The sequence below is a fragment of the Streptomyces sp. NPDC054956 genome, assembly GCF_053609185.1.
The window spans coordinates 1-26,770 of sequence record NZ_JBSGXB010000076.1 but is presented as its reverse complement, the minus strand read 5'-3'; the positions used below and the strand labels follow the sequence as shown (position 1 = coordinate 26,770).

The window sequence follows — 26,770 nt, the reverse complement described above, 5'->3', positions numbered from 1 at the left end:
GGGCGCTTCCGGGGGGGGCTTGGCCGGTCGGGGGCTGATGGGGCCCGCCGGGGTGGGGGGCGCCGCCTTCGGCCTGGGGGGGGGGGGGGGGGGGGCGAAGGCGCATAAGGAGGAGAGGGTCCTGTCGGTGGAGAGGGGAAGTCGGGTGCGGGCGGCGGTGAGTCAGTAGGCGCGATGGGCCAATGACGGCCGAGGGGCGGGGCTTTACGGCAGGAGGGTGGTCACCGCGCCCGGGCGGCAGAGGTCCGAACTTGCCGGGCCGCGGCGGCGGGGGGCTGGCTGGTCCGTACCGGTGGAGCGCCGGGGATCCACAGGCGTACGTACTGGTCGATCGCGGCCCGCAGCCGGGTAACGCCGATGCCGACCCAAGGGGGGTGCTCGCTGTGGTTCCAGTCGTTGAAGGTGCCGTACTCGCCCTGGCCGGGCTTGTGTCCGAGGCGCCGGTCTCGGGTGTCGAAGGCGCCGTGGTCGGCGAAGCGCAGCACGGCGGTGTCGATCGGTCCTTTGTCGAGGTGCACGATCTGCAGTCGCAGCCCGTCGTAGCGGTCGGCGTAGATCGTGGGGGCGAAGTCGATGCGGAGCCGCAGCGGGAGGTCTGGGGCGGGGGCGGCGTAGTAGGCATGGCCGACGACGGCGGCCTCGGGGTAGGGCAGCGTGAGGTGGTCGGCGAAGAACTGTTCGGTGAACAGGGCCAAGGGGGGTCCTCGTTGTCGGTCAGCGGCGTACAGCGCCGCGGGCGGGAAGGGCAGCGGAGGGGGTGGTGGCGGTGCTCCAGCGCGGCACGCTGCCGACCGCGACGGGCGGGCGGACGCCAATGCGGGGGCGGAGATCGCGGGGAGTCGGCACCGGAGGACGGGGCGGTACGACGGGCGTGAGCTGCGCGAGGGCGGCGAGCTGACGGTCGAGGCCCTGCTGCCAGCGGGCCACGGGAGTTGTGTCGGTGAACGCCTCCGCGGTGGCCGCGATGAGGTGGGAGGGCGTACGGGGGCTGAACGTGATCTCCGCGCGGGTGCCCCAGCCGGGAGGGCCGGCCCACAGTTCCGTCCCGTCCAGCAGGTCGCGGCGGGAGCGGTTGATGTAGACGCCCGCGTTGCTGTCGGGGGCGGTCAGCTCCACGGTGCCGACCTCGGCGCCCGTGCGCTGCCAGCCGGCGGCGACCAGCGGTGCCAGGCTGTCGGCCCAGTACGCCGACGGGGCCGCGAGGAAGCGGTCCTGGCCGTCGGCCCAGTCCCGGGCGAGGGCGGTGGTGAGGGCGGCGACGAGCTCGGGCGGGGTGTTCTGGTTGACGATCGCGGTCCACTGCGGTCCGGAGACCGCGTCGGGCGCGGCGCTGATCGTCCACAGGTCGTAGTCGTCTCCGGCCCAGCCAATCCGGATGCGGTGGTCCGGGCTGGTTACGACGAGCTGGTGCGGGCCCTCGTCGAAGTGATAGTGGGGCCAATGCTTGACGGGGGGCGAAGCCGGCATCGCCGTAGCCGGGCGATCCGGCGAGGTAGCGGGGGGTGACGTAGACGTCGCCGTCCACGGTGGCGGCGGCCTGGGGGGCGGATGAAGGCAAAGGCGTCTCCACGAACGAAGGGGGTGCGGTCAGAGCGTGGCGGTCAGGGCAGCCGGGGCGGCGAGGGCCGGCCGGGGAGGGAGCGCGGAGGGCAACACGGTGTCCAGCCTCCGGATGGCGGCGAGGTCGGCGAGGACCTCGCGCTTGGCACGGGCGCGCAAGGCCGGGGTGAAGGTGTCCGGCTCGAGCCTTCCGTCCGCGGTGGCGTACGGGCGAAGGCGGGCCAGGATGCGGGCGGCGGCGGCAGGCTGCGCGGCGACGAGGCGGTCGAGGGCCGCGTCGATGGCCTGGCGCCGTAGATCGTGGTCGGGGGCGGCGCGGCGCCGGTCGGTCACCGTGATCGCGTACTGGTGGATCAGGCGGTTGTGTTCGGCTCGGCGCTGCCAGGCCGCGACCAGGAACCGGCGCGCGTTGAGGACCTTGAAGGCGTCGGGTTCGGGGATGTCGGCGAACCCGTTGGGCAGGGAGCCCAGGGCCGAGGAGCTGGAGGCGCGGGCCACCGGCACGGTCAGGCTGGTCAGTTCCTCCAGTGCCGTGTTCCAGCGCCGCTGCAGCAGCGGGTGGCGCAGTGCCGGATCGCGGTCGTTCTGGTTGCGGGCGTCATCGGCGACAGCGCTGCGGAAGGCCACGGCTCCCATGGACAGCAGGCGGTCGACCTCCGCTGTGCGGGGCGCGGGGAGGTAGCCATCGGCCCAGCCTTCCTCGACGGTGTCGAAGATGTCCTTGGCCAGCGGGCGCACGGGCAGCCCTGCGGCGGCGTGAGCCTGGGCGAAGAGGACGGGATACGCCTGCGAGAGCCAGCCCCGGGTCGTGGTGACCGTGTCCGTCGAAGGAGTCTCCTCGGATTCGCGCGTGCGGTCTTCGGACCGGCGCAGCGCGGCGGTTTCCCGGTGGACTTGGTGGCGGGCGGTACGGACCTGCCTCAGCTGGCGGGCGGTGCGGGTGGTGCGCGGGTCCTGGTGGTAGGTCATCCGCTCGACGGCGACCTGGAGGTCGCCCTCGGCGAAGGTGAGGGCGTCACGCAGTTCGTGCAGGCGAGTGGAAGCGTGGAGCAGGTCGTGTTGGGCGGGGCGGAGGTGGCCGCTGGCATCGGCTATCACGGCCGTCACCAGGTGCTCGAAGCGCTCCTGCAGGTAGTGGGCGAACGCCTCGTCGTCGAGGGCGGCCACTTCGCGCAGGCGGAGGCGAAGGTGCTGCGGCTGGGTGGAGTCGGTGGGCTCGGGCATGGTGGTCCTGTTCGGGATGGCAGGCGGGGTGGGAGAGATCAGGCGGGGAGCGGGCGGCGGGTGGCCGGATGGGTGCGGAGTTTCGCGAAGGCCACGGCCAGGCCGACGGCCTGCAGGACGGCGCAGGCGGTGATGGCGTGGCCGAGCAGGTCCGGTGGTGTGAGCGCGACCAGGGCTCCGGCGAGGGGGAACGGCGCGAGGAGCAGCAGGATGATCAGCGAGAGGGTGCTGCCGAACACCTCGGCCGGGACGAGGTGGGCGCGCAGGGTGCGCAGCACCACGGTCATGCCCGCTTCGCCGGCCATCAGCAGCGCCACCAGGACCAGGAAGACGGTGTAGGTGTCGGCGGCTGCCAGAGCCAGGCAGGCCAGGGAGGCGAGGGCGGCTGCGGCAGCTCCGACCGGCCACAGGCCGGCGCGGTCGATCGCGAAGCGGGCGAGGGTGACCATGGCCAGGGAGGCGATGGCGGCGGCAGACCAGACGAGGCCGACCTGGCTGCTCGTGCCACCGAGTTGCTTGATGACCAGGACGGGGCCGGCGGCCTGCACGAGGCCGATCGCGCAGTTGGACAGCACCAGCCCGACGCACAACCACCCCAGGGCGGGGAGCGACCGCAGGGTCCGCCATCCGATCTTGAGGCCCTGGGCGACGGGGACCGGGGCCTCTTGGGGCCAGACGGGCCGCTGACGGGGGGCCAGGGCCGCGCCGAGCAGGGAGCAGGCGGCGATGATCAGGAGCATGCCGGTGGCGCCGCTGTACTGGAGCAGCACGCCGGCCAGGGCCGGGCCGGCCAGGGTGGCGCCCTGGTCGATGCCCAGCAGGACGGCCTGGACGCGGTGGGCATGGCCTCCGGCGTCCCGGCTCGCGGCGCCGCCCGCGGTCTCGGCCGCGATGTAGGAGAACTCGGTGAGGACGCCTGTCGTGGCGGCCAGTGTCATGACGGTGATCACGGCGCTCGTTCCCTCGCCCACGGAGGGCAGGACGGCGGCTGCGGCGAGGACGACCGCCGCGCGCAGGACCGAGGCGATGCGAAGGATCCGTGTGCTGCCGAACCGGTCCACGGCGGCACCCGCGAGGGCGAACGCGCCGAGGCGGGGAACCCATTCGAGCATGAAGGCCAGGCCGGTCAGGGTGGCCGAGTCTGTGACGGCCAGGACGAGCAGCGGGATGCCGTACGTGCTCATCGCGAAGGCGCCGGCATCGGCGGTGCGCGGGACGTAGACGCCGCGTACGGGTCCGAAGTCGGGAGTGCGGACATGTCGGCCGGTGGGTGGCCGCAGGACGGCAGCGTGCTTGGGGGGCATCGTCTTTCCGGGGTGGGGCGGATACGTTCGGGGAGCAGACCGGCTGGACGGTGACGACAGTCCGAGCGGGCGGCAACAGCGGCTAGCGGGGCGTCGAGTCCGAGTGACGCGGGTGGCTGTGGCGTGGGCGGCGGTGGCGGCCCAGGCGTCGGCCGGGGCCGAGTTTGGGGCGGGCGGCGGTCAGGACGGTCAGCGCAGTTGCGGCGCCCGCGGCGGGCAGCGCAGCGAGGATCTGCGGGCTGGTGGAGAGGGCTCCGGCGAGCGCGGTGCCGGCGGCCTGCCCGGTGCCGACCGAGAGGATCAGCCAGGCGTACGCCTCGGTCGTGCGGGAGGCCGGGGCGAGGGCGTCCACTGTGTGGAAGCCATTGGTGATGATCAAGGTGAGGAAGAGGCCCGGTATCCCCACGAGGCCGACGGCCGCTCGGGGGCCCGGGTCGGCCAGCAGGGGAAGCCAGCCGAGGAGGAACAGGACGCTGGTGCAGAGAAGTTGCGTGGTCGTGGTGCCGGGCCAGGTCCTGCGGGCGTAGACCAGGCCGCCCAGGAAACTGCCGGTGGAGAACATGGCGGGAAGGAGCCCGGACAGCATCGGCTGCTCCTGTACGGCGGCCATGTCTGCGGCCCAGACGTTCATCGCGCCGAGCGTGAACCCGGTCCCCGCCAGGCCGGCGAACAGCATGACCAGCCCGCTGCTCATCAGCCGTCCGGTACCCGCGCCGCCCTCTGTGGTCGGCCGCCATGTCCTCGATGGACCGGCGGTCAGGACGATCGCCGAGCCCGTCAGGCCGAGTGTCGCGGTCGCCAGCAGAGCGGTATCGGGGCCGTGCGTGGTCGCCAGCCACGAGGCGAGCAGTGGGCCCACGACGTAGAGGAGTCCCTGCGAGCCGGTATCGAGGGCCTGCACGACGCGCCGCCGCCTCGGATCCGGCAGGACCGTCGGCCACAAGGCCCGCAGTCCGGCTTCCAGGGGCGGGGTGATCAGCCCGGCGAACCCCACGACTGTGGTCACCACCACCTGTTGTCCGTCGGCACCGACCCACGGGAGCGCCAGCAAGCAGGAGGAGTTGAGCACGGCGGCCGGGATGGAGATCCGGGTCTGCCCGTACCTGTCCATCAGCCGGCCCTTGACTGGCTGGGAGAGGCCCGAGGCCAGGCCGTAGAGCGCGGCGAGGAGTCCGCCGAACGCTAGGGTCCCGCCGCCCGCAGTGATCCACAAGACCAGGGAGACGGGGACCATGCCGTTGGGCAGGCGCCCGATCAGGGTGCCACCAAGCAGGCGGGCAACGTAGCGGCTGCTGAGGACGGATCCGTACGTGGCCGGCGGGGCGGTGGCGGTCGAGCGAGCGGTCAACGGGGGCTTTCCGTCAGGGCTCAGCGCCAGGGCGCCGGGAGCGAGGGGATACCGGCGGCAGGCGGCCGGAACATGGCAGTGGTCGGTTGGGCGTCACCGGCTCGGTCCGCTGGTCGGTGCGGAGAACAGATCCACGGGCCGCCACCCGGTGGCCGGGGCGGGGGCCGGCGGCTGGGCTACGGCCACGGCCGGGCTGGTCTTGCGGGCCTGGTGGGCGGCCCACTGCCCGGAACGGGTGGCGGCCGGGATACGGGGTGCGCCCCAGACGGGGTGTGCCTGGGCCTCGGGAAGCGGGCGGGCGGTGGCCCAGGTCGAAAGAGCCAGGTAGATCGGGGCGAGGGCCTGGCCCGGGGCGGTCAGCTGCAGCAAGGCGGCGTCATCGCGGGTGACGGCGACCAGGCCGTCGTCGATGAGCCGACGGATCGGCGGGTAGATCGCGCTGGGGCTGTGGTCGGGCATCGCCTCGGCCGAGAGTGCGGCCATGGTCGAGGTCCCGCGGGCCTTGAGGGTCCACAGCAGCACGGTGGCGTGGCGGTGACCGATCACGGCGAGGGTGTCCTCGGCGTTCTGCGCAGCCGATATCCGCTCCGGCTCCGTCTTCCCGGTGACTCGGTTGAGGACGAGGTTCTTCTCCAGCTGTCCGTCGCCCCAGCCCGCCAGGGCGGTCAGCGACGGCATCAACTCCCGTCCGCGGGCAGTCAGGCCATAGGTGACGTGCAGTCGGGTCTGGGCGGTGCGCTCGACCAGCCCAGCATCCGAGAGCGCCCGCAGCCGCGGGTGGAGCTGACCGTCGCCGAGCCACGGCAGGTGCTCCTTGAGCTTGGTGTAGCGCAGCGGGCCGGGCTGGGAGGCCAGCGTCATCAGCACCCACACGCTCCAGCGCGGCGTGATCATCTCCAGCGCTTCGGCAACGCGGGGCAGGTCGTTGGAAGGCAGGCGGGCAGCAGCCAAGGCGGTAACTCCAGACGGCGCGGGGTGAACGAGAAGAAGGAGAAAGGAGGGGGTCAGCGCGAGCGGGCAGGCCCGTCAGACGCGACCGGCGGCATGGCCGGTGTGACGGCCGTGGCCTGGGAGGCGGGCGCCGGGGACTCGGCGTCGGGGACACGAGCCAGGCTGTTCAGAACGTCGCCGAGAACCTGGGCGTGGGAGTCGCGGACGGTGACTGCGTGTGCCAGGCGGCGGGTGGCGTCGGAGATGTGGCCGACATCCACGGATTCGATCGTGCGGTCGGGGTGAGTCAGCCGGTGGAGCTGCTCGGTGTGGAAGGCGACGGCGCGGTCGGCGTACTGCAGGGCGTCGAAGCTGTTGAGCAGGGCGTAGCGCATGCTGCCGGGCACGGCGTCTGCGGCGAGGCTGGTGACCGGGCGGCCGTAGAGCGCTTCGATCTGCTCGCCCGCCGCCCGGGAGGCAGCGTACGGATCGGGCACTCAGCGTCCCCGGGCCGCCGCCACGTCCTCGACGCCGGTGGGCGCGGGCCGTAGGCCGCTGCCCACGACGGCGGACCGGACCTGGAGGGGGGCGGCCGGCGGACGGGCGGCTGGCGGCGGCATCGCGGAGAGTAGCTTCTCCAGCGCGATGCGGTAGCCGGTGCGGCCGGCCAGTGCGGCCTCCAGCCACTCGGCGTCGAACCGGAGCGTGTCCGAGGACAGCGAGTCCAGCTCGGCGTCGGGGGCCATGGCTGCGTGGACACGGTCGCGGACGCGTACGACCTGGGCCTCGGCCAAGGCGAGGAAGGCGCGCAGTTCCAGGGCCCGGACCAGGGCGGGCGAGCTGCCGGGGCGGACCGCGCGCTGGTGCAGCTGGTCCAAGGGCCCGCCGAACACCTGCTCCAGGCGGGCGTCTTGGGTACTGGGCTTGCGAGCGTCGCTCATCGGGCACCGCCCCTGATCCGCGCGGGCTGTGCCGGGACGGCAGTGGGCAGGGTCGTTGTCACCCGGGGTCCGAAGCGCCGCTGGATGCGGGCCTGCTCGACGGGGGACTCCAAGAGGAACCGGAGGACCTGCGCCCGACCGTCACGGGCGGCAACCGCGTAGTTCACACGGTGGGCCAACTCCATCACCGGGTCGTCCAGCACGTCCCCCGGCGCCGTCTCCAGCGCGGAGACCAGAGCGTCCTCGGCCTTCTCCACTCCCTGCTGCGCCTCGGTGAGCAGCGCGTACCAGCGGACCACCTGGGTGGCACTGGGGTAGGCGTGCGGAGCGGCCTGGACGGCCTGGGCCAGTTCGGGCAGACCCAGGCTGAACTGGGCCTCGATCCGCTCGGCGAACAAGCCGAGCACGTCGCCGTCGAAGACGTCGGGGATGTCGGACACGAAAGGGGGCTCCTGGAAGGAAGGGGAACGTACGGGCGGGTCAGTTCGGGCGAAGGCTGCCGTCGCGACGGAGGTCACCGTCGTCAACCCAGCCGGTGATGCCCGAGGCGGTGGTGACGTGCAGCCAGGCGCCGTCGGTGACCGAAGCCGTGAACGGCTCTCCGCGCCGCAGCACACCGACAGCCGTGGAGTCACCGTCGGCACGGGCATGGACAGCGACGGCGAGCACCGGCTCGGCCCGCCGAGCCGTAAGGGGCGTGACGGGGCTGACTACCGCGGTGGCGGCGGAACGGGATGGGGTGCCGCTCAGGACGGTGGCGGTGATGGACGCGGGTGTGTGACACACAGCGGATGGCTCCAGACCAGGCAGGACAACAGGAAGTGACCGCCCTCAGTGGGGCGGTGGTGTTGCAAAGGGTCCGGAGAATCCCCGGTTTCCGAAACCGGGGATCGGCGGCTATATTGCGCGCCGCCGGTCCGCCGAAACGGGGTCGGCGAAAGCCGTGTTCAGCGTCCTTGAGGCCGACGGGAGACCGGCGGCACGGGTGTCGCCGGGGCGGTCTGGGCCGGGCTGCGGCGTGCGGTCGGAGCCGGCGGCGGTAGCGCCGGGGCCTCCTCGTCCGACCATGCCTCCACCAATCGACCGCGGCGGCGTACGTCTCGAACCCGCCTTCCCGCAGGGTGTGACTGTTGGAGTCCCAGTCGAACTGCTCCAGCAGGATCCGGAATTCCGGAGCCGCCTGGGGGTCAAGGGAGCGCAGCATCACGACCGTCTGTACGGGGTCGCGCATGTCGTCGGTGTAGCTGGCCAGCAGGGCGAAGTGGTCACCATCTCCGCGGACGCGCGCCTCCAGGGCCCTGGTGCGGTCGTCTGCGGGGCCGTGCACACCCTCCGGTGCGTCGAGCGCGTCGGAGGGACAGCCTCGGGCTATCAGGTACGACTGGGCCATCGCGTACAGCGGGAGTTCCTTGGAGTCGACCTCGAAGGTGCGGGCGCGCAGGTCACGGGAAACGTGAACGGCTCGGAGCTGCGGGCTTCCCGGAATGCCGTACGTGGCTCCCTCGTCGAGGAGGACGAAGTAGGCGTCGGTGTACGTGCGGTACTCGCCGAGCACCTTGAAGGAAGAGATGTCGAGATCTTCGTAGTGCTGCTGATGGCCGTCATCGGCGGGCTCGAAGCCGTCCAGTTCGTAGTCGGGTTGGTGAAGAGGCACGTGTGGCGGGCTTCTTTCTTCAGGGGCGGAAGGGGGACGAACCCCGGCGCACCTTGGGTCAGTGCTGTCGGGCTTGTGCCGGCCAGGCCCCGGCCGGGCGGGCAGGCAAAGGCGTGGCCATGGCCGGTGGACGGCGGGTGCCGAGCAGCGCGGTCCGGCCGGTGTCGGTCAAGGCGACCGGCTGGCCGACGGTTAGCGCCCGGGACGTGTCCCGGGTGACGAGTCCGTGGGATTCCAGGCGCTGGAATGCCGGAAGGTCGATGAGACGGCCCTGGACTGTTCGGACCGAGACCCGGTGGGTGAGGAGGTGTTCGCGCATCGTGCCGCCGCCGGCGAGCGAGAGGAGCGCCGCGAAGTCGTGCGCCGTCAGCTCGTCGTCAGCGGGGACGAGGGCCGGGGCGGCGGCCTTGACCGCCTCCAAGGCGGCAGCGACACCCTCCTGCAGCCGGTCGCGGGCGGCCGTGGCCTGGGCCAGGTCGTGCACAGTCCGGCGCAGGCGGTCCAGGAGCGGGGTATCCACGGGGTAGCTGCCGGAGGACAGGCGCTTCAGTACGTTGCGGTGGTAGGCGACCGCGCCCTCGGCATTCATCAGTTCCCGGTGTACGGCAGCGAGCGCGGCCCGCTCCGCCATGAGCAGCCCGCGGAGATGGTCGTGATGCAGGACGGTCAGGTCGCCGACGACTTGCTCAATGGCGGCGTCCAGGGCGGTTGCCGGGGATTCGCGGGCGGTCACGACGGGCGGCAGTCGCAGTCGGCCGGGATGGCGGCCAGGAGGGCCGAACGGCGGTAGGACTTGCGGCGCAGACCGTCGCTGTGGGTGATGTCGCGGCTGGCCACTTCGTACGGGCGCAGCAGGGTGGCCAGGCGGGTCTGGGTGAGTTCCGCGTACGGCCAGCGTCCCTCGGCGATGCCAGGCAGGGTGCGCAGCTCCGCGACGAGGTCGGCGGAGGACAGCGCGTCCGGACTGCCGCGGAAGGCGAAGACGTCCAGGCAGGCGGCCAGGATGCACGGGGCCGCGAAGGCGGAGACCGCGTTCTCGGCGGGGCGGCTCAGGACGGTCGGCGGCTGCTCGGAGTCGGCGCACGGCGGGCAGCAGCTGTCGGCGCCCAGGAGGTGCGAGACCTGCCGGCCCGCCTTGGCGTGCTCGACAAGCAGATTACTCAGGTCATCGAGTTCCTTGTCCTGGGCGGCTTCGGTGGTGGGCTGCGGTCGGCTGGCCCAGGCGCTCAGTTCCGCCTCCACCTCCAGCTGACGCTCGCGAGCATCCAGCAGGGCCTGGTGGCGCGGGTGCGGAGCCGGCCGAGGCTCGAGGAGGGCCGTCATCAGAGCCTGGAGCAGGGAGGAGGACTGGGCGGTGAGGTTGGTCATCGCGAAGGACCCTTCAGGGAATTCGTGGTGGCGATGCGGGCGGGTGCGGGGAGTCCGGGGACCGGGAACGCCGCGGCTGGAGGCGCCGGCGTGAAGGCAGGGCGCGGCCGGACTTGTGGCGAGAGGGAGCGAGCCGCGTACGCGCGGGGCCCGGCTGCGGGGCGGGGGCGGCCGACGCGGGCCCGGACGGTGTCGTAGATGTCGTGCTTGGCGCGGGGGCGTACGGCGACGATGTGGACGTTGGTGCGGTGGCTGGAGCCGGGCGGGGCCGGGCGGTAGTCGTAGACGATGCGGTACTGCACCCGGGAGCCGAGGTAGAGCTTGCGGTAGCCGGTCAGCTCGGCGGTGAGTTCGGGCCCTCTCACCTGGGCGCGCACGACGTCCTGGATGAGGGCGAGCCCGAGGTCGCGCATGTCGCCCGGAGCGGCGAGCAGGTCGTTGAGGGCATCGGGGTGAAAGGAGAGGCCGAACGCTGGCGGAGGCTGCGGTGGGTGCGTCACAACGCGGCCCCGTCCGGGGCCAGGGTGCCGCCGGTCGTCTGGGCCTCCGACTCGCGGGCGGCGGACATCGCGGAGGGGCCCGGACCGCGCAGCAGGCGATGCTCGACACGGTCCGGGTCGGTCTGGCAGGCGCTCAGGGGGCCGCCGGGGGCACGGACGTAGGCCATGCAGTGGGTGAGGAAGTCCCGGTGCCACACGAACATGCCACTGGGGCCGGCCTCGGGGTCCTTGTGCTGCTGGTAGGCCATCCACAGCGCGTGCAGCCACGCGACGACGTCGAGGTGCTCCTGCCACTGCTCGCACCATGGCGCCGCGGTGGTGATCTCGGCGCCGTAGACGTCCATGAGGTGGTCGTCCACCCAGTCCGTCAGCGCAGCGATTTCGTCCTCGTACTCCTCGCCTTCCAGCTCCAAGATCGGCTTGGGGTCCGGCGGCGGGGCGGGGGCGGTGAACGACGGCATGCCGGGGAACCCGGCGAAGGGCATGCTCGCGGCCATCGGGTCCGCAGGCGGCGCGGAGGCCAGTGTGTCGATCATGCGGGCCTGCTCGGCCGACTGGTCGAGCAGCTTGCGGACGGACGCCTCGATCGATTCGAGGTCAGCGTCCGGCAGACGGACCGGCTCCATTTCCCCGCCATGGCGGGGCTCGGCAGATTCGGACACGAAAGGGGTTCTCCTTGCAGCCAGGGCCGTGAATTCGATGGCCCTGATGGTCCGGAGAATCCCCGGTTTCGGAAACCGGGGATCTGCCGCTATATTCCGCCTGCCACGAGATCGGGCTGTGGTGCAGCTCGGTCAGGAGGTCAGGGCGAAATCGTCCTGGGAATGCACCTGATGGGCGGTATCGGTGAGGCGCTCGGAGGCAACAGCCGCGTACTCCTTCGTCTTCTCGATGCCGATGAAGTCGCGTCCCTCCAGCAGCGCGGCGACCCCGGTGCTGCCCGATCCGGCGCAGAAGTCGAGCACGGTGCCGCCGAGAGGGGCGATCTTCACCAGCTCCCGCATCACCTCGACCGGCTTCTGCGTGATGTGCCGGCGAGCCTTGCCCGAGGGCTGCGAGGCGCTGTACAAGCCGGGCAGGTAGACCGGGTTCGCGGCGGCGTCGATCTTGCCCTTCGCGCCCCAGACGATGAACTCGCAGTCCTGCCGGAACTTACCCTTCTGCGGCCTGGCCTGCGGCTTGTGCCAGGTCAGGACGCCCAGCCACAGCCATCCGGCGGCCTGGAGCGCGTCCGTGGTCGCCGGCAGCTGCCGCCAGTCGGTGAACAGCAGCGCCGTGCCCCCGACCTTGGTGGCCCGGTGGGCCTCGGTCATGGTCTGGGTCAGCCAGAGCGTGTACGAGCGCTGGTCCATGTTCTCGCCGACAAAGTCCGGCAGCGCGTGCTGGGCGTCCGCGGAGACGTACTTCTGGCGGGCAGAGCGGCTCGTGCGCTCCTTGGCGGTTCGGCCGCCGCTGTTGTACGGCGGGTCGGTGATGACGGAATCGGCGCAGCCGTCGGGCAGAGTCGCGAGCACGCTGAGCGCGTCGCCCTGGTGAAGGGAAAACGACAAAGGGGAACCCCAATTCGGTGAGGGATGCAGACGGGAAGGCTCCAGACCGTGCGGCGGCCATCGCAAGACATGCGGGCAGGCGGCGCGGGGAGGTCCCAAACTGTAAGTGACGATTCCCGGTTGAGACGCATCGCCGACCAAGAACCCCGAAAATCAAGCGGATTCCGCCCGTGATTTCGGTGACCGGGGATTCGGGCTTACTGTCTTGTCACTGCCCGGCGGACACCGCTGATGGCGACCCTTCCCCGTTTCCCCTCTCCCGCAGGAGGCCCCTGTGTTCCGTCCGTGACCCCGCACGCAGCCATCGCTGCCGCCTCGCCGTTCCCTGCCCGCCCGCCTCAGACCCTGACAGGGAGGCCGCCCATGTACCGCCCCTGCTGACCTCGCCCGTGTTTCCCGCAACTGCGCCGGCCGAGGAGGTGCCGCTCATGTTCCGCCCGTAATCCCCTTCCGCCCTGGTGGGCGAGGCAACGCCCACCTGACACCCCAGTTCGATCCCGGGTTTCCCGCCCCGGCACCCCTCCAGGAGTTCGCTGATGTTCCGCCCGTAAGACGCCCCGCCGTCCCGCTCTTCACCAGCCCGCCACTGCGGGCCACTCCTTGAACGTCCCAGGAGGCACACTCATGTTCCGCCCGTAACCTCCCCCGTCCCACCGGGTGTGTGAGGCAACACGCACCCGAGCCGGGGCTCTTCGCCCACCTCCACCGCTCCGGCCGCACGGCCCTTCCCCTTTCACACCGTGCGGCCGGGGCCCACCCCGAGGACCTCCCCGTGACCCCTTCCTCTCCATCGCCACGTGACATCCCCGCAGCTCACCGGCCGGAGGCCGCCCGGGAGTGAAAGGCATCGCCGCCGCGATCGGCGTGCTCTGCCTCTCCCCCGCGCTGCTGGCTGGCACCGCCGTCCTCGCCGCAGCCGCGAGCCACTCCTCGAGCCCGGGCACCTCCTGCGTCACCGACTCGGTCGACACCGACGCCGTACGGCGCCAGGTCGCCGCCGTCCTCGGCGGGTCAGGCGCTCAGAACGTCCACGTCGAGGGCCTGGACCTGCCCGCCGAGCAGATTCCCCACGCCCGGACCATCGTCGCCACCGGCATCACGCTCGAAGTGCCCGAACGCGGCCAGATCGTGGCCCTGGCCACCGCGATCCAGGAATCCCGGCTGCGCAACCTCGGCTACGGCGACCGCGACTCGCTGGGCCTTTTCCAGCAGCGGCCCAGCCAGGGATGGGGTACCCCCGCCCAGGTCCGCGACCCCGTCTACGCCAGCACGAAGTTCTACCAGGGCCTGCTGAAGGTCCCCGGCTGGCAGCAGATGACGGTCACCCAGGCCGCGCAGGCCGTCCAGCTGAGCGGATTCCCCAACGCCTACGCCCAGTGGGAGCCTCTCGCCCGCGCTCTGCAGCAGGCCATCGCCCCGACGCTGAAGGGCTCAGCGCCGCCCGCCGACGGCCAGACCCCGCGCCTCCCTGCGACAGACCCGTGCACCCCTGGCGAAGACGGCAGCGGCTCCGGACCGATCCCCGAAGGGGCAGTCCCCAAGGGGTACTCGATCCCCGCCGACGCCGACCCCCGCGCCAAGACGGCCATCACCTGGGCCATGAACCAGCTCGGCACCCTCTACCAGTGGGGCGGCTCGTGCCTGGATCCGCACGGTCCGGACCCGATGGGCCGTTGCGACTGCAGCTCGCTGACCCAGCAGGCGTACAAGAAGGCCGGGATCACCCTGACCCGGACCACGTACACCCAGATCGCAGAAGGCCACGCCGTCCCGCTGAACCAACTTCGCCCCGGCGACCTGGTGTTCAGCCGCGGCACCCCGGCGGTCCCCGAGCACGTCGGCATCTACGCCGGCCACGGCTACGTCATCGAGGCCCCGCGCACCACAAAGCCGGTCCGCTTCAGCACCCTCGCCGACTACGCCGCCCACAGCGCACGCCGTCTCCCGTGACACCGGTCCGCCCGGCCAGCCCTTGAGGCACCGGGCGGACCGGACCACCTTCGCGCCGCAGAGCGCCCCTTCCCCCTCCCCCCTTTTTCTTCCTGTTCCCGGCAGGGCCCGTCGTGTCCTGCGCATGCAAGGAGCGCACCACCATCTCCCCCGCCAATCTCACCCCACCCCTGTCCGAACGCATCACCCTGCTTGCCTACGATCCGGGCGTCTCACCCAAGGGCGGCGGCCTGCCCGGCCTCGACGTCCTGCGCACCGTCGTGAACTCGATCAACCTGTTCGGGATCGTGGCCGTGGTCGGCGCCCTGGCCGTCAGCCTCGGCGTCTGGGCCTGGGGCCACCACTCCGGCGGCCACCAGGCCGAAGCCAACGGCAAGAAGGGCGCGGTCGTAGCCGCGGCCTCGGCCCTCGGTCTGGGCGCGGCCAACGGCATCGTGGCGTTCTTCAGCGCGCTCGGCCAGCAGGTCCGATGAGGAAACGTTCCCTCGACGTGCTCGGCCTGGGCTGGCAGCCACCCCGGCGCGTCCTGCTTTTCGCCGGTGTACTGGCCGCGCTGCTGGTCCTCGCCGGCGCCGTCGCCTGGTGGACCGGGAGCCACCAGAGCCCCGAGGCATCGGGCAAGCAAACCAGCCCGACCGGTGCGCCGAAGGCCCCCTCCGCTCCCGTACCGACAGCGCCCGCAGGAGGGTCCACGGTCGCCGGGCCGCCGCCGATCTCCGATCCGCTCGCGTTCGCCCGGGCGAGCGCGGTGATGCTGTGGACCTTCGATGCCCGCACCACCACCCGCGACGCCCAGCTCGCCGGCATACACAGCTGGCTGACCGGCGAGTCCACATACGCGGACTGGGACTCCGTCCAGGCCCAGATCCCCGACCCGGTGCTGTGGTCACGGCTGAAGGACAACGGCCAGCACGCCAGCGCCACCACGTCGGAGGCGCACTTTCCGTCCGCGTTCAAGCAGGCCCTGGCCGACAACCCGCAAGCCATCACCGAGGCGTACATCTACGCCGTCACGGTGCGCGGCAAGACCCAGCTCGCCTGGAACGGAGGCGGAGGTGGTGCCGAAGACCGGCAGATCACCCTCGCCGTCCAGTGCCGACCCGGCAAGGACTGCCGCCTGGTCGCCATAGCCCCGCGCGTCGCCCCGTAGCCACCGCCTATACCTCCCGAAAGGACGCCCGACGTGGGCTTTTGTGACCTGCCTGTCGCCGGCTACCTCTGCAAGGCCGGCGATGTGATCGACTTCGCCTCCGATCCCGTCGGCGCGATCGGGAAGTGGATGGCGGAAAGCGCCGGTGACGTCGCCGCCGCCGCGGCGGACCTCGCGTCCAAGGCCATCGACCGCACCACCAACATCGACCTCGGCGCGGGATGGTTCCGCGACAACTACGAGACGATTCTGCCGATTGGCCTGCTGATGCTCGTCGCGACGTTCTGTGCGCAGCTGGTGAGAGCCGCGATCAAACGCGACGGCCAAGCCCTCGCCCAAGCGGTGACCGGAACGGCCTCCGGCGTCTTGTTCGCCTTCTGCGCCATCGCCTTCACCACCGTCGCCTTCGAAGTCGTCGACGCCCTGTCCAACGGGCTGTTCGCGGCTTCCGGGACGGACATCTCCTCCGCCGTGCGCAGGATCGTCAAGGTCCAGCAGATCAGCGCCATCGCCGGAATGGGCTGGCTCGTCGCAGTCGTCGCAGCCCTCGGCAGCGCGATCGGAGCGTTCCTGTTCTGGGGCGTGATGATGGTCCGCAAGGTCGGCATCCTGATCCTCGTCACTTTGGCCATTTTCGCCGGAGCCGGCGGCGGCTGGGAAGTCGCCCGACGGTGGCGCCGCGGCTGGATCGAGGCCACCGCCACCCTCGTCGTCTCCAAGCTGCTGATGACGATCATCTTCGTCCTCGGCATCGCGGCCATGGGCAAGACCGAAGCCAAGGACGGCGTCGCCGCCCTCGCGGACGTCGCCGCAGGCATGGTGATCATGCTCATGATCCTGTTGTGCCCGTACATGACGTTCAAGTTCGTGCACTGGGCCGCTGAGGGAACCGACGGCGAGTCCCTCCACCGCGCCGGCGGCGCCGGCGCGACGGTTGCCCGTCAGCACGCCGAGAACGCGGCGCGCAAGGCTGCTGCTGCGGCCACCGGCGGTGCGGCGGCCGGAGCCGGCGCTGCCGGTGGTGGTGCCGAGGCTGCGGGCAGCGGCGGGGGCTTCCCCGGCGACATCGCCTCCAACCCGACCGGCGGCATGGACATGGGCAAGGGCGACTCCGGCGGCAGCTCCGGCGGGGGCTTCCACGACCTGATGGAGCAGTCCGCGCCCCCGCAGGCCCGGACCGGAAGCGGCCAGGACACCGGCCAGGCAGACGGTCCGCCGAGCTGGAGTGGCCCCGGACCTCAGCAGAGCGGGTGGAGCACCAGTGCGCCCGCCGATCCGATGCCTCCGGCCCACGGCGCTCCGGCCACCGGTGACAGCACCTCCCAGACCGGATCGCCGACCGGCCTGTAGCCCCTCCGCCAGCCCACCCCGGGGCAGGGCCACCACACGCCCTGCCCCGGGCCGACCCGCCCCGGGAACCGTCCTTGTCCGAAGTCCTCCCCCTCACCGTCAAATTCCCCACCCGGTCACGGCGCGGGATCCTGCTGGGCCTCTCCCTCCCACAGCTCGTCCTCGTCTCCTCGACCCTGGCATTGCTGCTGGTCACCGTGATGACCGCCGGCCTGGTGGGCGCCGTCGCACTGGCCCCCGTCTGGATCACCACCGCCGTCCTGGTCGGGGTGCGCCGGGAAGGCCGGTCCCTGATCGACTGGGCGCCGCTGGTGGCCCGCTACGCCCACCGCCGCCGTACCGGACAGACCATGTGGAGGGCCCGGCCCGTCTCCCGCCCCCAGGTCGAGGGACTGCTCCACCTGCCCGGCACCACCGCCTCCCTGCGCGTGACCACCGCCGCCTCCGGAGCCTCCGCGATCCACGACCCCCACCGCCAGACCCTGACGGCCGTCGCCCGGGTCAGCTCCCGCGCCTTCGCACTTCTCGATCCGGCCACCCAGAACGCCAACGTGAGCGCCTGGGGCAGGGCGCTCGCCGGCATCGCCCGCACCGGGCACGTCGCCACCGTCCAGGTCCTGGAACGCACCGTGCCCGACTCCGGCGACAGCCTCGCCCGGCACTGGACCGAGCACGGCAACCCTCAGGCCCCCGTCGCCGGACACATCTACTCCGCACTCGTCGACTCGGCCGGCCCTGCCGCCGCACCCCACGAGGCATACCTGGCCATCGCCTTGGACCTCAAGGCCGCCAAGCGCCTGATCGGCCAGGCGGGCGGAGGACTCCACGGCGCGTTCACCGTCATGGCACAGACCACAGCGTCCGTCGCCCAGGCCGCCCGCGGCGCCGGGCTCACCGTCACCGGCTGGCTCGGCTCCCGCGAGATAGCCGCCGTGCTGCGCACCGCGTACGACCCCGCCGCCACCGCCCGGCTGCAGCAGTGGTCCTCCACCGGCCGCGCCGAAGCCGACCCGGCCGCCGCCGGCCCTGTCGCCCAGGTCGAGGAGAACGACCGGGTCATCACCGACAGCGCCCGGCACGCGACGTACTGGATCGAGAACTGGCCGAGGACCGAGACGAGTTCGGGCTTCCTGCACAGCATCATGTTCAGCACCGGCGTCCGCCGCAGCTTCTCCCTTATATACGCGCCGCAGGGCATCGAGTCCGCCCTGCGGGACGTCCAGCGGCGCAAGTCCGCGATCATCTCGGACGCCTCCGAGCGACGGCGCCGCGGCCAGGTCGAGTCCGAAGCCGACAACGTCGAGTACGCCGACGTCAAGACCCGCGAGAAGCAACTGATCTCCGGACACGCCGACGTCGCCCTGACCGGACTGCTCACCGTCTCCGCGGACACCGACCAGGCCCTGGACGCCGCCTGCGCCCAGCTGGAGACCGCCGCTGCCAGTGCCCAGGTCGACCTGCGGCGCCTGCTCTTCCAGCAGACCGACGCCTTCACCGCCTGCGCCCTCCCCCTCGCCCGCAACACCCTCTAGCCCCATCCGCCCGTCCGCCCGCCGCCCCCGGCGTCCCCCTCCACGAGGAGCCCCTTGTCCCCTGACGAACACCCCGTCGGCGACGCCCACCCGTACCTCCGGGCGGCCACCGCCGGCCTTCGCCACCACACCCGCCTCCTCGCCACCCGTGCCAGTCAGCCAGTCGACCGGCACCACCTCGACACCCTCCACGCTCACCTCACCGACCTGCACCGCCTCCTGGACCAGCTCGCCGAGCGCACTCGGCCCGAACGGCCCGCCTCGGGACGTCACCTGGCCACGGCCCACACCCGCCTGTGGCAGGCAGCCGACGCCGTCCACGCCGCCTTCCACCTGATCCCCGCCGCGCCTGACGGCACCGGCTGCCACCCAGAGCGGCTACCGGACGGCCCGCCCGTGCTGACCATCTGCCAGCGGCACCTCGCCGCCTCCCACGTAGTGCGGCGCAAGACCACCCCCGCCGACCTCGCGTCCTGACCGCCACCACCCCGGAAGCGTCCTCTTGTCCCACCGCCGCGAAGCCAGCGCGACCCCCCTGTTCACGCCACAAGGCATCGGCCGGGCCCAGCGCCGTGCCCTGCGCAAGCAGACCGCCCGCGCCGAGGCCCGCGCCCGCGCCGCCGCCGGCCCCAGCTCCGAGCAGCAGCCCGCCGAGGCCATCTACCCCGAGGCGGCCTACCCACCCGCAGGGCGGCCGGGCCCCTTCTCCGCCCGCGGCAGCCGCCTCAAGCTCCCCGCCCACCGCATGACCACCGCCGTCGCGAGCGCCGCCTACCCCTTCCTCGCCGAAGGCGGACTCGGCGCCGACGGCATCTACATCGGCAAAGACCTCCACGCGGAAGGCAGTTTCACGTTCGACCCCTTCGAGCTGTACGGAAAGGTCGAGGGCTTCACCAATCCCAACGTGCTGCTGGCCGGTGTGATCGGGCAGGGGAAGTCCGCGCTCGCCAAGAGCCTGGCGCTGCGCAGCGTCGCCTTCGGGTACCGGGTGTACGTGCCGTGCGACCCGAAGGGGGAATGGACGGCCGTCGCCCACGCCCTGGGCGGTGCGTCCATCGCCCTCGGGCCCGGGCTCCCCGGCAGGCTGAACCCGCTGGACGCGCCGCCCCGGCCTCCCTCGGTACCGGAGGCGGAGTGGGAGGGGGAGGTACGCAAGCGCCGCCTGCTGCTGCTCGGATCCCTGGCGCGTACGGTCCTCGGCCGCGACCTGCTGCCGATGGAGCACACCGTCCTGGACGTCGCGCTCGGCACCGCCGTCGCCCGGGCTGCCGCGTCCGGCAGGCCCCCGCTGCTCGGCGACGTCGCCCACGCCCTCGCCGACGGGCCGGGTCTCGACCTGGCCGGCGGTCTGCTGGCCGGGCGCCTCGGAGACGCAGCCCGCGACCTCGCCCACGCCATGCGCCGACTGGTCTTCGGTGACCTGGCCGGGATGTTCGACGCTCCCTCCACCACGGCCTTCGACCCGTATCGGCCCATGCTGTCCATCGACCTCTCACGCCTGGGCGGCACCGACGACGCCGCCCTCGTGCTCGCCATGACCTGCGCCTCCGCCTGGATGGAGGGGGCCCTCACCGACCCATACGGCGGCCGGAGATGGGTGGTCTACGACGAGGCGTGGAGATTGATGAGGCATCCGGCACTCCTGATGCGCATGCAGGCCCAATGGAAGCTGAGCCGCGGCCTGGGCATCGCGAACTTGATGGTGATCCACCGGCTGTCCGACCTGCTCACCGCGGGCGACGCCGGCAGCCAGAGCCGGGCCCTGGCCGAGGGCCTGCTGGCCGACTGCTCCACCCGCGTGATCTACCGCCAAGAGACCGACCAGCTCGCAGCCGCCGCCGGACTCCTCGGTCTGACCAACGTCGAATCCGGAGCGCTCTCCCACCTCACCAGGGGCCGCGGCCTGTGGAAGGTCGCAGGCCGAAGCTTCGTGGTCCAGCACCAGCTGCACCCCGCTGAACTGCAGCTTTTCGACACAGACGCACGCATGCATTGACCACAGAATCGTTCAACCAACCCGGGAACCCATGCCCTCAGCACGCGCCGACCTGTCCCTGTTCGCCTCCGCGCTCGCCGCCCGTCTCCCCGGGCAGTGGACGAGCAACTACCGGCAGCACCTCACCTACGAAGACCAGTGCGCCACCATCGACCGTCTCTGGGACCGCGGCCACGTCGAGTACATCGTCAGCCAGTACGTCCTGGGCCACGAGGCCGTACTCCACGGCCCGGACAGCCAGCACCTCTACGTCACCGACCGGCCTCTGCGGCCAGGCCAGTTCGTCGTTGCTCCGCTTGGCCCCGACGTCGAACCGCACCACTTCGTGGGCATCGAGGAACCCAACGGGATCGCGGTCCCCAACGATCCCGTCCGGGCCGCAGCCCGCATCGCCCGGCGGCTACTCCCCCGATATGAAGCCGCCCACGACGCGGTAGGCCGCAGCCTCGTCGACCGGCCCGAACCCCCGCGCCGCAAGGCCCCGCCGCAGGTCGACCGAACCCTCACCCTGACCTGGTACGAGGACGGGGTGGTGGGGGCGCCGTACGAGGACGTCCTGGAGGAAGCCAGGGAAGTGCTGTACGTCCACGGATTCCAGTACGTGCCCCACCAGGCCGCGTTCCTCCTCCCCGCCTCCTACGGCGAGGCCGACCGCGCCGTACGCATCCAGGCCGTCGCACTGCGGCTCGCCGCAGCCGGGATCGGTGTGAACCTGCGTCACGCCACGCCCACCGCCACGCGACCCAGCCCGCCGGTCGTGGCCCGGCCGGTACCCGCGCTGCCCGCAGCCCCGGCCGCCCGCGCCCGCTGACCACCTGCACGAAGGAAACCGCCATCAGCACCCGCAGTTTCATCGCCCGCCCCACCGGTACCGGCTACGAGGGCATCTACTGCCATTACGACGGCTACCCCGACAACCAGCTCCCTCTCCTGCTCGGCGCCGCCCGCTACCGCTTCGGCGGTGACCTCGACGCCCTGCGCCGGCACCTCATCGATGGCCCCCACGACTGGAAGAACCTCGGCATGGACCTCCTGGACAGGGCCCCCGACAACGTCCGGGAGCGGCTCGACCCCCACGGCGACCGCGGCCCGAGCGCACCCTTCGACAACCTCTTCAACGTTGACGGCACCCCCGCGAAGCCGATCCCGGTCACCGACGCCAACGCTGATGCCATGGGCCTGGAATGGGGCTACGTCCTGCACGACCACGGCATCGAGGTCATCGCCCTGACCTGGTACGACATCGGCCCCATCGTGCCCTGGGACACCGACCCCCTCTCCCGGATCTCCGACACCCCCTCGCTGTGGGACTCGAACCGGCCCGCGCCCATCCAGGCTCCCGCCACCCCACTGAAGATCACCAAGCCGGTCGCCCCTGCACCCGCACCCGCCCGACCGCGGATCACCCGCTGAACGCCCCATCCATGGACCGCACTCCGGAGGACTCTCTGTCCGCCGCGCAGATCACCGTCGTCATCGCCACCCAGCTCCGCCCCGAGCGCCTGCCCTACCTGCAGGAAATGCACGCCAGCCTCACCCGGCAGACCGTGCCCTGGGAGGCAGTCCTCGTAATCGACGGCGCCGACCCCGCCCTCGTGCCTGCCCCGATCACCGCCGACCCCCGGATCCGGACCCTCGTCCTGCCCCGCCCGGTCGGCGCCGCCTGCGCCCGCAACCTCGGCCTGACCGAGGTGCGCACCGAGTTCGTGAACTGGGCCGACGACGATGACGTGCTCCCCGACTGGAGCCTGGGCGTACGCCTGGAGACCTTCACCGACGAGCTCGGGTGGGTCGCCGGATACAGCGAGGACTGGCTGCCGGACGGCTCCCGGCGCCTTTGGGAATGCCCGGCCCCGCCCGGCTACCACGCCGCCGGCGACGTGGTCACGTACTGGCCCCGGCCGCAGGACACCATCCCCGTCGGGCCGACGACCATCCTGGCCCGCACCCGCCTGGTCCGCGCGGCGGGCGGCATGGGCGGCCTCGTCCAGGGCGAGGACTACATGGCTGCCGTCGGCGTCACCGCGCTGGCCCCCGGCGTGCTGCTCCCGCTGCCCGTCTACCGGTACCGCAAACACGACGGGCAGATGACCCGCGGCGAGCAGTACGAGGAGCTGGAGCTGGCCGCCCGCCGCCATGCCCACGCGTTCGGGCACGGCCTGCGCAACGCGCTCGCCAGCCGGGCGTGAGCATGGACGACCGCACGACGCCCCGCCCCAGGGGCCTGGCACAGATCATCCTCGCCCTCAGCCCGGCCGACGGCCTGGTCGCCGTCCCCGTGGGCGAGCAGTACCGGTGGGCCAACACGGCTCTTCAGCTCACGCCCGGATTCGAGCGGCGCCCCGACGGCACGTACGCCCTGCACGAGGTAGACACCGCGAAACCCAACCTGCTTGCACTCGCGGAGAACGCGCGCCGCCACCGCGTCCACCTCTTCGGCGGCGCCCGCCCGTACCTCGGCGACTACGCCACCGCGCTGGCCGACGGCCTGCCCGGGACGTGGACGGTGAAGGTCGAGGTCTACGCCCACCCGGTGTGGCAGGAAGACCTCGTCCCGCTCCTGTGGGACGCGGGCGAACTCATCGACTCGGTGGAACACGGCCGCATCCCGTACGCCGCCCAACTTACAAACGGCGCAGGCATCGAACTCCTCCTGGTCGAACGGCTCGGCAGCGCCCACGAGTACCTGCTCGGCGCCTTCGCGAGCGCCTCCTTCGACGACAACTACGCCGACCCGCACGCCCCCCGCTCAGTCGTGTTGCCCTCCGAAGCGGCCCACGCCGTCGGCCTGGTCACCGGCACATTCCTGCCCGCGTACGAGCAGGCAGTCCACGAACGGCTGCTGGTTGCCGTCGAAGCGGCGCACGGCAGGCTCGAGAAACTCCATGTGGAGTGGACTTCAATCCAGCAGTCCAGCCTCTACAGCGACGGCACGCGCCTGGACCCGGCCGCGCTCGGACACACCGAGCAGCAGTACCTCGAAGAGAGCTCCGTGGAGTGGCGCCGCGTGCGCCCCCACGCCGCTGAACTCCTCTCCCTTGTGCGCCCCGTGTCGGGCTCCGAGGACTCCGCCTCCCTGGACCGCCTCCACCAGCTCCTTCACCCGGACGCGGCGGAACCCTCGTGGCCGGCGGCACCGTCCTCGCCTGCCGCCCTGCCGCCCTGCCGCCCGGCACGGCCGAGACCCTCCGCCGATGGCGCACCGACGCGCCGGCCCTGCTGCGGCAGGCCCGCACCACCCGACCCGGTGGCCCTGCGACCACGGTCCGGCCTGCACTTCCCGCTGCAGCCAAGGCCGCGCCCTCCGTCCCCGGACGAGCGCCCCGCAGTCGATGACCTCCCCCGACCCATCTGGACGCCCCCATGCAACCGCACTTCCATTTCGGGCTGCACGCCGAGCACGGTGTGGTCGCCCGTCCCACCACAGCCATCACTTCCCACCTCGCGGCCTGGTACCTGGAGCGCGAGCAGTTCGAACCTGTACCGGGCCGAGCGGATCTGTTCCGGCTGACCCAGCCCGATCACGACCTGCGGCGCCGCGCCCGGCAGACCGTCCATGACCTCCGCCGACATGGGTTCACCGTGCATGCGGACCTCTCCCTCGATCCAGCCGAAACCGCCCCGCCGAACGCCCCGGTCCGAGCGAACTCCGCGGCCGAACGGCTGGCTCGCATCGCCCGGGCCGCCGCCGCCCGACCTCCGCAGCACCACGTGATCACCCCTCAGGTTGCTTCCGTGCCCGTACCCGCCCTCGGCGCCCACTCCTCGGCTGCCAGACGAACCCGGTGACCACGACGGGCCCTCTCCGGCCTGACAGCCACACCGCACCGACACAACCCCTACCCCGATCCAAGGACACCTGCCCTGCCGCCGACCGCCACCATCACCCTCCACCGCACAACTGCCGGCACCCTGACCGGCCACGCATCCGGAGCGCGTCACCAGTGGGCCGAGACCTGCCTGACCCTCGCCGGATTCACCGCGGACCAGTACGGAATCCACCAACTGCCCCTGGACGATCCCAGCCAGGCCCGCGAGGCACTGCACCAGCTGCGTCAGAGCGCGCAAGTCCTCGACGTCGCCGTCATCCTCAGCGAGCGGCCCTTCCTCGGCGATGTCGCTGACCGCATCGCCCACGCCCTGCCCGGGCGGTGGACGGTGATGGTGACCGCGCATCCGGAACGCCACGCACAGCAGGGCCTGCTGGAGTCGGTATGGGCCTCTGGCCCTTCGGGGGGAGCGCTTCACAAGGCCCTGGAGACCAGCCATCCGTCGGTCTCCGCCCATCTGCGGCACGACGGCGACGGCGCCTGGCTCGTCCTCGTCCACGACTCGTGGCACGCCCACTACGTGGTCGGCGCCATGCTCCCCGGCCCGGACGAACTCGACACGGTCGCCTCCGAGGGGGCCGCCTGCGTCACCGCGCCCACCATCGAAGCGATTGCCGCTGCCGTACGGGACCGGTTGCTGCCGGACTACGCCGCCGCACTCCTGCGCGGTCAGCTCGCCGAGGCCGAAGAAGACCTGCGCTGGGCCCAGGAATCCTATGAACCCGGCGAGATCCTTGAACCATTCGATCCCGCTCTGGCCAGGGCGCTCGCCAGGTTCCTCAACCAGGTCCCTCGTCTCATCGCTCACGTGCGCCGGCCCCAGGCTCTGCAGCTGTCTCCACACGAGACGGCGTTCCTCGACTCCTTCGAGGCAACTCTGGAGTCTGACGGGCAGGACGGGACGGTCGCGATGTCGCTCTGGCTCACCGAGGGGGACCAGCTAATCGATCTCGCCCGGAACCCCGACCGGCCCCGGCTCGCACCGCCACCGGCCACCCGCCGCGTGCCGGGACCGGCGCCCGTACTGAGCGCAGCACGCTCCCGCTGACCAGGCTGCCCCCGCCCTCCGGGCGTGAGTCCGACCCGCTGGCCGTCGCGGGCGCCGAGTGCCCCCGGCTTCCTGGGCGCCTCGCCATACCGCTGTGCGACCGGCTCACGCGACCGGTCCAGCCCTCCACCCCTTCTGTTGCAAGGAGTTCTCCGTGGCCATCCCCACATCCTTTGAGGTCGTCCACAGCTGTGGACACACCAACACCCATGACCTGTCGAGCCGTTCGGCGGACCAGCGCGCTGGTTACGCCCGCTGGCTCGCCGCCCGGCAGTGCACCGACTGCTGGCGGGCCGATCACAAGGCGGATGCCGCCAGCACGGCCGAGTGGCTGGCCGCCAAGCGCGCCGAAGAACAGACCGCCGCTGTGGACTGGGCAACCCAGTTCGACATGCCGCCCCTGGAGGGACCCGAAAAGATCCTGGGCTGGGGCGAGCGCACCCGCCACCAGCTGGTGACCCGCGCCTACACCGCGCTGGTCACCGAAGGGACCTGGGACGAAGCCGACTGGGCCCAGTTGGAGGAGCAGGTCCGGCTGCTGACGAGAGCCGGGTGGTGGGTCGACCAGCGCGAGGCTGAGGGGACCGATCTGCCCGAGCTGCTGGAGGCCGCCGACGACCGCGACCGGCCCACGGAGAACCCGTTCCGGTAGGCCGGGCGGCGCGCAATATAGCCGCCGATCCCCGGTTTCGGAAACCGGGGATTCTCCGGACCCTTTGTCTTCCACCGCCGCCCAGCGTCTTCGTGGAAGGACCTCCGTGCCCGAGACCCGCCCCGTGTACCTCCCGCCCGACCCGCTCACCCCGGAGCGGGACATCACCCACCAGCACTTCCGCCCAGGCGAGCACGTCGTGGTCCTCAAGGGCGCCGCCGGCGGAGAGCTGTGGGGCGACGCGATGAAGATCGTGGCCCCTTCCTGGCACACCCCGACCGACGAGGACGGATGGAGGCTGCTCGATCCCAATGGCGGCGACCGGTCCTATGTCACGGCCCACCCTCGCTACCTGGTGCACCTGTCCAAGCGGTGCCCGGAGTGCCTGATCCATCAGAAGGCGTTGCGGGAATACCTGGTCAAGCGCCTCGGGGACGCCGAGGAGGCCGTGGACTGCAGCTGGTACTCCCTGACCGCCGCCAATCAGCTCCTCCACATCGCCGACGCCCGCCCCGGCCGGTGATCACCGCCATCCTGCCACGGCGCGAAGCCGCCGGCCCGCAGCCGCCCTTCGAAAAGCCCGACCCCGAGCGAGACCATGATCATTGAAGTCCACTCCCGCGACGTGACCGCCGACGAAGCCCTCGCAGAGGCGCTCGGCCGCGAGATCAGCATGCAGGAGGGCCTGACCACCGAGCCCGGCGGCACAGTGGTGGCCCACTGGAACCGGCTGGACCACTACACCGACGACGACCAGATATGGGAGTCGGCGACGTGGGCCGACCATCTCGCCGACCCGGCGCTGGAGCACCCACTCGTCTCCGGGCCCGACGGCGACCGGCGTGCGATCCTCCACATCACCGCACACCTGCACCCGCTGGAC

Annotated in this window: 29 protein-coding genes and 1 pseudogene; 15 read left to right on the top strand and 15 right to left on the bottom strand. The window is 71.9% G+C overall.

Annotation, left to right across the window (positions count from 1 at the left end; genetic code table 11):
- Window positions 1-221: 221 nt before the first annotated feature.
- The 15 genes from ACWGDE_RS15250 to ACWGDE_RS15180 form a co-directional block, all read right to left on the bottom strand.
- Window positions 222-695, bottom strand: a complete 474-nt coding sequence (locus ACWGDE_RS15250) for a hypothetical protein (RefSeq protein WP_266578778.1) — start codon at window positions 693-695, stop codon at window positions 222-224.
- Window positions 696-714: 19 nt separating this feature from the next.
- Complete coding sequence (locus tag ACWGDE_RS15245) at window positions 715-1,467, bottom strand: DUF317 domain-containing protein (RefSeq protein WP_453389455.1); 753 nt, start codon at window positions 1,465-1,467, stop codon at window positions 715-717.
- A gap of 120 nt (window positions 1,468-1,587) precedes the next feature.
- Window positions 1,588-2,784 (bottom strand): hypothetical protein, encoded by a 1,197-nt coding sequence (locus tag ACWGDE_RS15240; protein WP_453389454.1) that lies wholly within the window; start codon window positions 2,782-2,784, stop codon window positions 1,588-1,590.
- A gap of 38 nt (window positions 2,785-2,822) precedes the next feature.
- Window positions 2,823-4,088 (bottom strand): MFS transporter, encoded by a 1,266-nt coding sequence (locus tag ACWGDE_RS15235; RefSeq protein ID WP_453389453.1) that lies wholly within the window; start codon window positions 4,086-4,088, stop codon window positions 2,823-2,825.
- Between the two features lie 82 nt (window positions 4,089-4,170).
- A complete protein-coding gene (locus ACWGDE_RS15230) occupies window positions 4,171-5,436 on the bottom strand; it encodes an MFS transporter (RefSeq protein ID WP_453389452.1) in 1,266 nt (421 codons plus the stop codon).
- A gap of 93 nt (window positions 5,437-5,529) precedes the next feature.
- Window positions 5,530-6,387, bottom strand: coding sequence for a winged helix-turn-helix transcriptional regulator (locus tag ACWGDE_RS15225; RefSeq protein ID WP_328967545.1), 858 nt, complete (start codon window positions 6,385-6,387; stop codon window positions 5,530-5,532).
- 53 nt (window positions 6,388-6,440) lie between these two features.
- Window positions 6,441-6,863 (bottom strand): hypothetical protein, encoded by a 423-nt coding sequence (locus ACWGDE_RS15220; RefSeq protein WP_453389451.1) that lies wholly within the window; start codon window positions 6,861-6,863, stop codon window positions 6,441-6,443.
- On the bottom strand, window positions 6,864-7,307 hold the full coding sequence (locus ACWGDE_RS15215; RefSeq protein ID WP_327416369.1) for a hypothetical protein: 444 nt from the start codon (window positions 7,305-7,307) through the stop codon (window positions 6,864-6,866).
- Window positions 7,304-7,747, bottom strand: coding sequence for a hypothetical protein (locus ACWGDE_RS15210; protein ID WP_453370234.1), 444 nt, complete (start codon window positions 7,745-7,747; stop codon window positions 7,304-7,306). The genes ACWGDE_RS15215 and ACWGDE_RS15210 overlap by 4 nt, the downstream gene beginning before the upstream one ends.
- Window positions 7,748-7,787: 40 nt before the next feature.
- Window positions 7,788-7,976, bottom strand: a complete 189-nt coding sequence (locus ACWGDE_RS15205; RefSeq protein WP_453389450.1) for an SH3 domain-containing protein — start codon at window positions 7,974-7,976, stop codon at window positions 7,788-7,790.
- Window positions 7,977-9,019: 1,043 nt separating this feature from the next.
- Window positions 9,020-9,694, bottom strand: a complete 675-nt coding sequence (locus ACWGDE_RS15200; protein ID WP_453389449.1) for a hypothetical protein — start codon at window positions 9,692-9,694, stop codon at window positions 9,020-9,022.
- The gene (locus ACWGDE_RS15195; protein WP_453389448.1) at window positions 9,691-10,329 is read right to left on the bottom strand and encodes a DUF3631 domain-containing protein; all 639 of its coding nucleotides are present in this window, start codon (window positions 10,327-10,329) and stop codon (window positions 9,691-9,693) included. The genes ACWGDE_RS15200 and ACWGDE_RS15195 overlap by 4 nt, the downstream gene beginning before the upstream one ends.
- A complete protein-coding gene (locus tag ACWGDE_RS15190; RefSeq protein ID WP_453389447.1) occupies window positions 10,326-10,829 on the bottom strand; it encodes a hypothetical protein in 504 nt (167 codons plus the stop codon). The genes ACWGDE_RS15195 and ACWGDE_RS15190 overlap by 4 nt, the downstream gene beginning before the upstream one ends.
- A complete protein-coding gene (locus ACWGDE_RS15185; RefSeq protein WP_453389456.1) occupies window positions 10,826-11,455 on the bottom strand; it encodes a DUF4913 domain-containing protein in 630 nt (209 codons plus the stop codon). Before ACWGDE_RS15185 ends, ACWGDE_RS15190 begins: the two co-directional genes overlap by 4 nt.
- Before the next feature lie 168 nt (window positions 11,456-11,623).
- Complete coding sequence (locus tag ACWGDE_RS15180; RefSeq protein WP_453389446.1) at window positions 11,624-12,379, bottom strand: DNA-methyltransferase; 756 nt, start codon at window positions 12,377-12,379, stop codon at window positions 11,624-11,626.
- Between the two features lie 837 nt (window positions 12,380-13,216).
- On the opposite strand from ACWGDE_RS15180, the gene ACWGDE_RS15175 reads away from it, so the two are divergent.
- From ACWGDE_RS15175 to ACWGDE_RS15105, 15 genes and pseudogenes are all read left to right on the top strand, one after another.
- Complete coding sequence (locus tag ACWGDE_RS15175; RefSeq protein WP_453389445.1) at window positions 13,217-14,329, top strand: C40 family peptidase; 1,113 nt, start codon at window positions 13,217-13,219, stop codon at window positions 14,327-14,329.
- Window positions 14,330-14,499: 170 nt separating this feature from the next.
- Complete coding sequence (locus ACWGDE_RS15170; RefSeq protein WP_033221681.1) at window positions 14,500-14,802, top strand: hypothetical protein; 303 nt, start codon at window positions 14,500-14,502, stop codon at window positions 14,800-14,802.
- Window positions 14,799-15,479: a hypothetical protein gene (locus tag ACWGDE_RS15165; RefSeq protein WP_453389444.1), complete on the top strand. Its 681-nt coding sequence runs from the start codon at window positions 14,799-14,801 to the stop codon at window positions 15,477-15,479. The genes ACWGDE_RS15170 and ACWGDE_RS15165 overlap by 4 nt, the downstream gene beginning before the upstream one ends.
- Before the next feature lie 33 nt (window positions 15,480-15,512).
- Entirely contained in the window at window positions 15,513-16,829 is a 1,317-nt protein-coding gene (locus ACWGDE_RS15160) for an SCO6881 family protein (protein WP_453389443.1), read from the top strand.
- A gap of 74 nt (window positions 16,830-16,903) precedes the next feature.
- Entirely contained in the window at window positions 16,904-18,361 is a 1,458-nt protein-coding gene (locus ACWGDE_RS15155) for an SCO6880 family protein (protein WP_453389442.1), read from the top strand.
- Window positions 18,362-18,415: 54 nt separating this feature from the next.
- Entirely contained in the window at window positions 18,416-18,838 is a 423-nt protein-coding gene (locus ACWGDE_RS15150; RefSeq protein WP_453389441.1) for a DUF6238 family protein, read from the top strand.
- Between the two features lie 25 nt (window positions 18,839-18,863).
- Complete coding sequence (locus ACWGDE_RS15145; protein WP_453389440.1) at window positions 18,864-20,357, top strand: ATP-binding protein; 1,494 nt, start codon at window positions 18,864-18,866, stop codon at window positions 20,355-20,357.
- Window positions 20,358-20,388: 31 nt separating this feature from the next.
- Window positions 20,389-21,168, top strand: coding sequence for a hypothetical protein (locus ACWGDE_RS15140; RefSeq protein ID WP_453389439.1), 780 nt, complete (start codon window positions 20,389-20,391; stop codon window positions 21,166-21,168).
- 212 nt (window positions 21,169-21,380) lie between these two features.
- Entirely contained in the window at window positions 21,381-21,770 is a 390-nt protein-coding gene (locus tag ACWGDE_RS15135) for a hypothetical protein (protein WP_453389438.1), read from the top strand.
- Between the two features lie 11 nt (window positions 21,771-21,781).
- A complete protein-coding gene (locus ACWGDE_RS15130; protein WP_453389437.1) occupies window positions 21,782-22,546 on the top strand; it encodes a glycosyltransferase family 2 protein in 765 nt (254 codons plus the stop codon).
- A 2-nt stretch (window positions 22,547-22,548) separates the two neighbouring features.
- Complete coding sequence (locus tag ACWGDE_RS15125) at window positions 22,549-23,868, top strand: hypothetical protein (protein WP_453389436.1); 1,320 nt, start codon at window positions 22,549-22,551, stop codon at window positions 23,866-23,868.
- 650 nt (window positions 23,869-24,518) lie between these two features.
- Window positions 24,519-25,235: a hypothetical protein gene (locus tag ACWGDE_RS15120; protein WP_453389435.1), complete on the top strand. Its 717-nt coding sequence runs from the start codon at window positions 24,519-24,521 to the stop codon at window positions 25,233-25,235.
- A 154-nt stretch (window positions 25,236-25,389) separates the two neighbouring features.
- Entirely contained in the window at window positions 25,390-25,887 is a 498-nt protein-coding gene (locus ACWGDE_RS15115; protein ID WP_453389434.1) for a hypothetical protein, read from the top strand.
- 106 nt (window positions 25,888-25,993) lie between these two features.
- Window positions 25,994-26,410 carry a hypothetical protein gene (locus ACWGDE_RS15110; RefSeq protein WP_453389433.1) on the top strand — a complete coding sequence of 139 codons (417 nt, stop codon included), beginning with the start codon at window positions 25,994-25,996 and terminating at the stop codon, window positions 26,408-26,410.
- Window positions 26,411-26,485: 75 nt separating this feature from the next.
- Window positions 26,486-26,770: pseudogene (locus ACWGDE_RS15105) on the top strand (relaxase/mobilization nuclease); the annotation flags it as partial.